General features: G+C 35.8%; 6 protein-coding genes. 1 reads left to right on the top strand and 5 read right to left on the bottom strand.

Annotated features, from left to right (window positions below; translation table 11 throughout):
- Window positions 1-223: 223 nt before the first annotated feature.
- The 5 genes from V7024_RS18795 to V7024_RS18775 form a co-directional block, all read right to left on the bottom strand.
- Window positions 224-841, bottom strand: a complete 618-nt coding sequence (locus V7024_RS18795) for a phosphoserine phosphatase 1 (RefSeq protein WP_335522648.1) — start codon at window positions 839-841, stop codon at window positions 224-226.
- A gap of 14 nt (window positions 842-855) precedes the next feature.
- The gene (locus V7024_RS18790; RefSeq protein ID WP_335522646.1) at window positions 856-1,401 is read right to left on the bottom strand and encodes a short-chain dehydrogenase; all 546 of its coding nucleotides are present in this window, start codon (window positions 1,399-1,401) and stop codon (window positions 856-858) included.
- Window positions 1,402-1,422: 21 nt separating this feature from the next.
- Window positions 1,423-1,839: a FosB/FosD family fosfomycin resistance bacillithiol transferase gene (gene fosB / locus V7024_RS18785; RefSeq protein ID WP_335522644.1), complete on the bottom strand. Its 417-nt coding sequence runs from the start codon at window positions 1,837-1,839 to the stop codon at window positions 1,423-1,425.
- 56 nt (window positions 1,840-1,895) lie between these two features.
- Entirely contained in the window at window positions 1,896-3,554 is a 1,659-nt protein-coding gene (locus V7024_RS18780; protein ID WP_335522642.1) for a peptide ABC transporter substrate-binding protein, read from the bottom strand.
- Window positions 3,555-3,902: 348 nt separating this feature from the next.
- Window positions 3,903-4,355 carry a methylated-DNA--[protein]-cysteine S-methyltransferase gene (locus tag V7024_RS18775; protein WP_335522640.1) on the bottom strand — a complete coding sequence of 151 codons (453 nt, stop codon included), beginning with the start codon at window positions 4,353-4,355 and terminating at the stop codon, window positions 3,903-3,905.
- Between the two features lie 160 nt (window positions 4,356-4,515).
- Between V7024_RS18775 and namA the strand changes: the two genes are divergently transcribed.
- Complete coding sequence (gene namA / locus V7024_RS18770) at window positions 4,516-5,556, top strand: NADPH dehydrogenase NamA (RefSeq protein WP_335522638.1); 1,041 nt, start codon at window positions 4,516-4,518, stop codon at window positions 5,554-5,556.
- Window positions 5,557-5,692: the final 136 nt, after the last annotated feature.

Raw genomic sequence — 5,692 nt, 5'->3', positions numbered from 1 at the left:
CAAATCTTACCGTTCTTACAAATCTTACCGTTCTTACAAATCTAAGCGCACTTGTCGCTCTAAACGTAGTTGACAACTTCGTTCTGGGCGCTCTGGTCGTTAATATAATATATTACTCTACCATATCAAAAAGGTTCCTCGTTATTTCAAAAATGCAAATAGACCGCTTTAAGCGGTCTATTTGTCTATTAGAGCAAATCATTGTTTTATAAAGCTTCTCCTTTTACCTCTCTTCAAAATGCGCAATATCAGCAAATAAGTGAATTGTACTTTCTCCTTCTTTAAATTCAATCATACTTAAACTTGCGCTATGCATAAAAGGACCATTCCATATATTTTCAATAGGACGTTGTTCAAAATGCCCCATCATAAGTAATGAAGTAATAGCATGAGAAACAATTAAAACATTTTCTCCCTCATGCTTTTGAAGAATGTATGTAAGCCCCTTTAGCACACGCTCTCTCGCGTCATAAAAACTTTCTCCTAATTTCGATTCATACCGATGCGGTGCATTCCAAAATAAATCGAAATCTTTTGCATATTTCTCCTGCAATTCAACTTGTGTATGTCCTTCCCAAACTCCCATATCAATTTCATATAAATGTTCATCTGTTACAATTGGAATATCTCTATCTCCTTTAATTAACTGAGCTGTATGCATTGCTCTTCCACTTGGACTGCTGTAAATAACATCTAGTGCCATATCTTTCATACGTTTCCCTAATTGTTTTGCTTGTAGTATTCCAGTTTCCGTTAAATTTGAATTTTTTCTACCTTGCATTCTTTTTTCTACATTCCATTCTGTTTCCCCGTAACGTGTAATATATAACATTGTTTTCATCATCGTCTTCTCCTTTACCAACTCGGTCTAGCATCCCATGGCTCTAATGTTCCAACAATCCACTCCCGTTGTTTATGATGAATTCCAGCTATAACTCCACTAGTAATTTCATCATGTGTTAACCATCTAGAACATTTTTCTTCTACCATAAAGCCTAATATAATTCGATAATACCTACATAAAGAAGAGTATCTTACTTTTTTATCTGATTTGTAAGTACTGCTTCCAAGTACATGGAACAACTCCCATTCTTTCGAAAGTATTTCAATCTCCTCGCTAATTATTTGCAATGCATCTACAGCCGAAGAATGAATCCAAGCGACCACAAGCGTAATTGGTCCATTTTTTTGAATGGAATTTTTAATTTTAACACGCAAGTCCTCACTATTATGATAATCAACCGCTAAACACGTTATCCTTTCAGGAGCATGACATGAATCTTGTATCTCCTTTAGACGTTTTACATTTCGTCCGATTACAGAAGTATGGTACCCTTGCTCAGCAAACGACTTTGACACTTTCTGTAGCATTCCAGTCCCACCAACAACAAGTACATGCACAACCCCTCACCCTTTCTATGTTTAGTAAAATAACATATGCGGTTTTGCTTCTTTATAATATTGTAGCCTCTCTTGTAGCGTCCCTGTATGAAATTCAAACTTATGACCGTCTGGGTCTGTAAAATAAATAGAATGGCAATCTCGTACATCTCGCTCTCGTCCTTGTAAAATATGTACGTTATTCACTTTAAGACGATGTATTAATGCTGTAAAATCTTCTTTTTCTATCGAAAACGCAATATGTGTATATGATTGATAGATTTCACTTCTTGGAATATCCTTCTCTTCATTTAGCGCAACCCACATTCCACACAAATCAAAATAGGCAAGTGTTCTACCTTTTACAAGTACCTTCCCTTCCAACACTTTTTCGTAAAATTGTATAGATTTCTCTAAGTTTGAAACAGAAAAGCAAAGATGATTCATTCCTTTTATCATTGTCATGATCTCCTCACAGCAAAAAAGATGCGCAATATTCACGCATCTTTATCGGACTATTTTTTTGTAATATATGTCCATTTATAACTAAAATCTCCTCCAAATGTATGCTTAGCGGTTCCTTTCACTTTGGATTTCTCAAGAAAAGCAACGCCCTGCTGATAAACCGGAGAAATTGCTGCATCATCAAATAAAATTTTCTCTGCTTCAGAAAAAGCCTTCCAGCGTGCCTTCTCATCAGTTAACAACTCACCTTTTGCTTTCGCAACTAACTCATCATATTTCTTATTAGAATATGCCATTTCGTTAAATGCACTATCTGTAATAAACATATCAATAAATGTCATTGGATCTGGATAATCCGGGCTCCATGCTGATAAAGAAAACTCATATTCTAATTTCTTTTCTAAATCTAACTTTTGTTTAAACGGCTGCTGTTTAATATTCACTTTCAAACCAGGTAAATTTTTCTCCAGCTCTGATTTAATGTATTCTCCAACTTTTTTCAAGTTATCTTTATCATAGTTCAACATTTCAACTGTAATTGTATCTTGACCTAACTCTTTTTTCGCTTCTTCCCATAGTTTTTTCGCTTTTGCTGCATTATCTTTACCCTCATGAAAGTTTTTATTTGTTTCGCGGAAGTCTTTTCCATCCGGCCCTTTTGTAAACTTTTGTGGTACTAAGTAATATGCAGGTAATGACCCATCGTTTAAAATCACATTGGCAATTCCCTTTTTATCATATGCTAAATCAATAGCTTCACGCACTTTTTTATTTGCAAAAGTATGATTTTTCTGATTGAAACGAATAAAATACATGCGTGGCTCTAATTCCGATTTAAATTCTTCACTTTTCTTATATTTATCAACAAATTCCGAACTTAAAATGACTCGATCTACTTCGTTGCTCTCATATAAATTTACAGCTGTTGATGTTTCTTTTACAACACTTACATTAATTTCTTCTAATTTCACATTACCTTTATCCCAATAGTTTGGATTTTTCTTTAACTGATAACTTCGTTCATGCTTCCATTCACTCATCATGAATGGTCCATTATATAATAACTTATCTGCTTCTAATGCGTATTTGTCACCTTGCTCTTTTACAAATTTTTCATTCAATGGGAAAAATGTTGGGAAGGTTGTAAGCTCTAGAAAATATGGTGTCGGTTTCTCTAACTCAACCACTAATGTTTTATCACCTTCTGCCGTAACACCAAGCTGTTCAAGCGGCAATTCTCCTTTATTAATCTTTTCAGCGTTTTTAACATCGAACAAAATAAACGCATATTCCGATGCTGTTGCTTTATCAACAGCACGGCGCCAAGCAAATACAAAATCTTGTGCTTTAACCGGCTCTCCATTTGACCACTTTGCATCTCGTAAATGGAATGTGTATGTTTTCTTATCCGCACTGATCTTGACATCTTTAGCCATACCAGACGTTGGTTTATTATCTTTATCTAAGCGGTATAATCCTTCCATAGCGTTTACAAATGCACGAAACGATACAGTATCCGTTGACTTTGACGTATCCATAGAAGGGATTTCTGCTGTTTCTAATAAATTTAATACTTGGTTATCAGCAAGCGCTTGATTTCCTTCTTTTCCCTTTTCAGTTGTTGATGCTTTTTCCCCATTTCCACATCCTGCAACTAACACACTTGTTGAAAGTGCAAATGCTGTAATCAATGACAACCTTTTCTTCATAGACCATTTCCCCTCTTTCTATATAACAACTAAAAATAAGACCAAGTACTCTTGAATAGTATTATACATAATTTTCTGATAACTTTAAATACTATCTTTAAAAAAATATAAAAATGACACACGCCATTTTTTTGTTATCTTATCATCTATTTTAAATTTCCAACATAGAAGTCTCTGCTATGCAAAACTCTACATGACCTGCACTCTACCTTTGTTTGAAACCTCGCCCGCGGCAGAAAAAGGCTCTGACCGCTTCTATGCACGGCCAGAGCCTCTCGTCTCCCTCTAAAAAAGGGGTTTTTATGTCTTTTTTTAACTTAGAATATATAATTCAACTAAATTATTTCATTATCTCAAAAAACCTTCATGCTTTAATAGCCATTCTTTCCGCCAAAGTCCTCCTTCATATCCTACTAATTTCCCGCTCTTTCCTATAATCCGGTGACAAGGCACAATAATCGAAATCGGATTTCTACTATTCGCTCCGCCAATTGCACGGACAGCCTTTGGGTTGCCAATTTTTTGTGCAATATCAAGATAAGAAGCACTTTTTCCGTACGAAACACCGCAAAGTGCATTCCATACTTGTTTTTGAAAGGGAGTTCCCTCTGCTTGTAGCGAGACAGTAAATTCCGTTCGCTTCTTATGAAAATATTCATCCAGCTCCATTACACATTGCTCAACAATTGGATGAGGAACATCTTCTTGTTTTTGCTCTACAAATAACACAGAGGAAATACCATTCTCATCCCCTTTTACTTCAATCCATCCAAGTTCACTTTTGTAATATGCTTGATACATAAAAAATATCCCACCTCCTCTTATACTCATCATAACACCTCTTTAAGCATTTTGTTATGGAAAAAAGGAGCAAGGTGCTACAATAAAATGAACCTTCCATTCGTCAAGAAATTATCATTGTATATACGCTCATTTAAGAAAATAAAGGAGGCTGTTTATCGTGAACAATCAATTATTTTCACCATATACAATAAAAGATGTTTCATTAAAAAATCGAATTGTTATGTCACCTATGTGTATGTACTCCGCTGAAAACGAAGACGGAAAAATAACAAATTTCCATCTCGTCCATTACGCATCACGTGCAGCCGGTCAAGTAGGGCTTGTCATGTTAGAAGCTACAGCCGTAACGCCAGAAGGACGCATTTCCCACAAAGATTTAGGCATTTGGGATAATGAGCATATAGACGGTCTACGTCAAGTTGTCGATATGATTCATGAACACGGGGCAAAAGCAGCTATTCAAATTGCCCATGCTGGTAGAAAAGCTGTTCTTGATTCAAACCCTATTGCACCATCAGCTATTCCTTTTGATTCCTCTATGAAAATTCCGGTACAAATGAGCAAAGAACAAATTAACGAAACTATTACGGCTTTTCGTAACGGAGCAGAACGTGCTAAACAAGCTGGATTTGATATTATCGAATTACACGGCGCACACGGTTATTTAATTAATGAATTTTTATCTCCGCTTACAAATCAGCGTACAGATGAATATGGTGGATCTCACGAAAATCGCTATCGGTTTTTACGTGAAATCATTGATGCAGTAAACGAAGTATGGAGCGGTCCATTAATCGTTCGTATTTCTGCTCACGATTACCATCCAGATGGTTTAACTGTAGAGGACTATGTAACGTTTACAAAGTGGATGAAAGAACAAGGTGTTAACCTTATTGATTGTAGTTCAGGAGCTGTTGTACCAGCACATATTGATCTATATTCTGGTTATCAAGTACCCTATGCAAAATATATAAAAGACGATGTTTCTATTGCTACAGGCGCTGTTGGCCTCATTACAAGTGGCATACAAGCAGAAGAAATTTTACAACAAGGGGCGGCTGACTTAATTTTTATCGGCCGTGAACTATTACGGAACCCCTACTTTCCGAGAACAGCAGCGAATGAACTTGGTTTTGAATTGGCTGAGTCGTTTCAATATAGCCGTGCTCCAGGAAAATTAAAAAGTACTTCTAAATAAAGAAACTGCCCAAAAGTATTACTTTGGGCAGTTTCTTTATTGTATACAAGCAATCTTTTCTAAAATAAGAACATATCTAGTAAAAAATCACTTTTATCCCGCATTAACGGGCAGTAATACTCCCACCTCAAAATTC

This window comes from Bacillus sp. JJ864 (genome assembly GCF_036963045.1).
Classification (GTDB): Bacteria; Bacillota; Bacilli; order Bacillales; family Bacillaceae_G; genus Bacillus_A; species Bacillus_A pseudomycoides_C.
The sequence above is the reverse complement of the archived record's forward strand: the minus strand, read 5'-3'. Positions and strand labels throughout refer to the sequence as shown.

Excerpts from the sequence above, each read along its gene's own strand:
- V7024_RS18795 (WP_335522648.1), bottom strand. The coding sequence starts at position 841 with ATGAAAACAATGTTATATATTACACGTTACGGGGAAACAGAATGGAAT.
- fosB (WP_335522644.1), bottom strand. The coding sequence starts at position 1,839 with ATGATAAAAGGAATGAATCATCTTTGCTTTTCTGTTTCAAACTTAGAG.
- V7024_RS18780 (WP_335522642.1), bottom strand. The coding sequence starts at position 3,554 with ATGAAGAAAAGGTTGTCATTGATTACAGCATTTGCACTTTCAACAAGT.
- V7024_RS18775 (WP_335522640.1), bottom strand. The coding sequence starts at position 4,355 with ATGTATCAAGCATATTACAAAAGTGAACTTGGATGGATTGAAGTAAAA.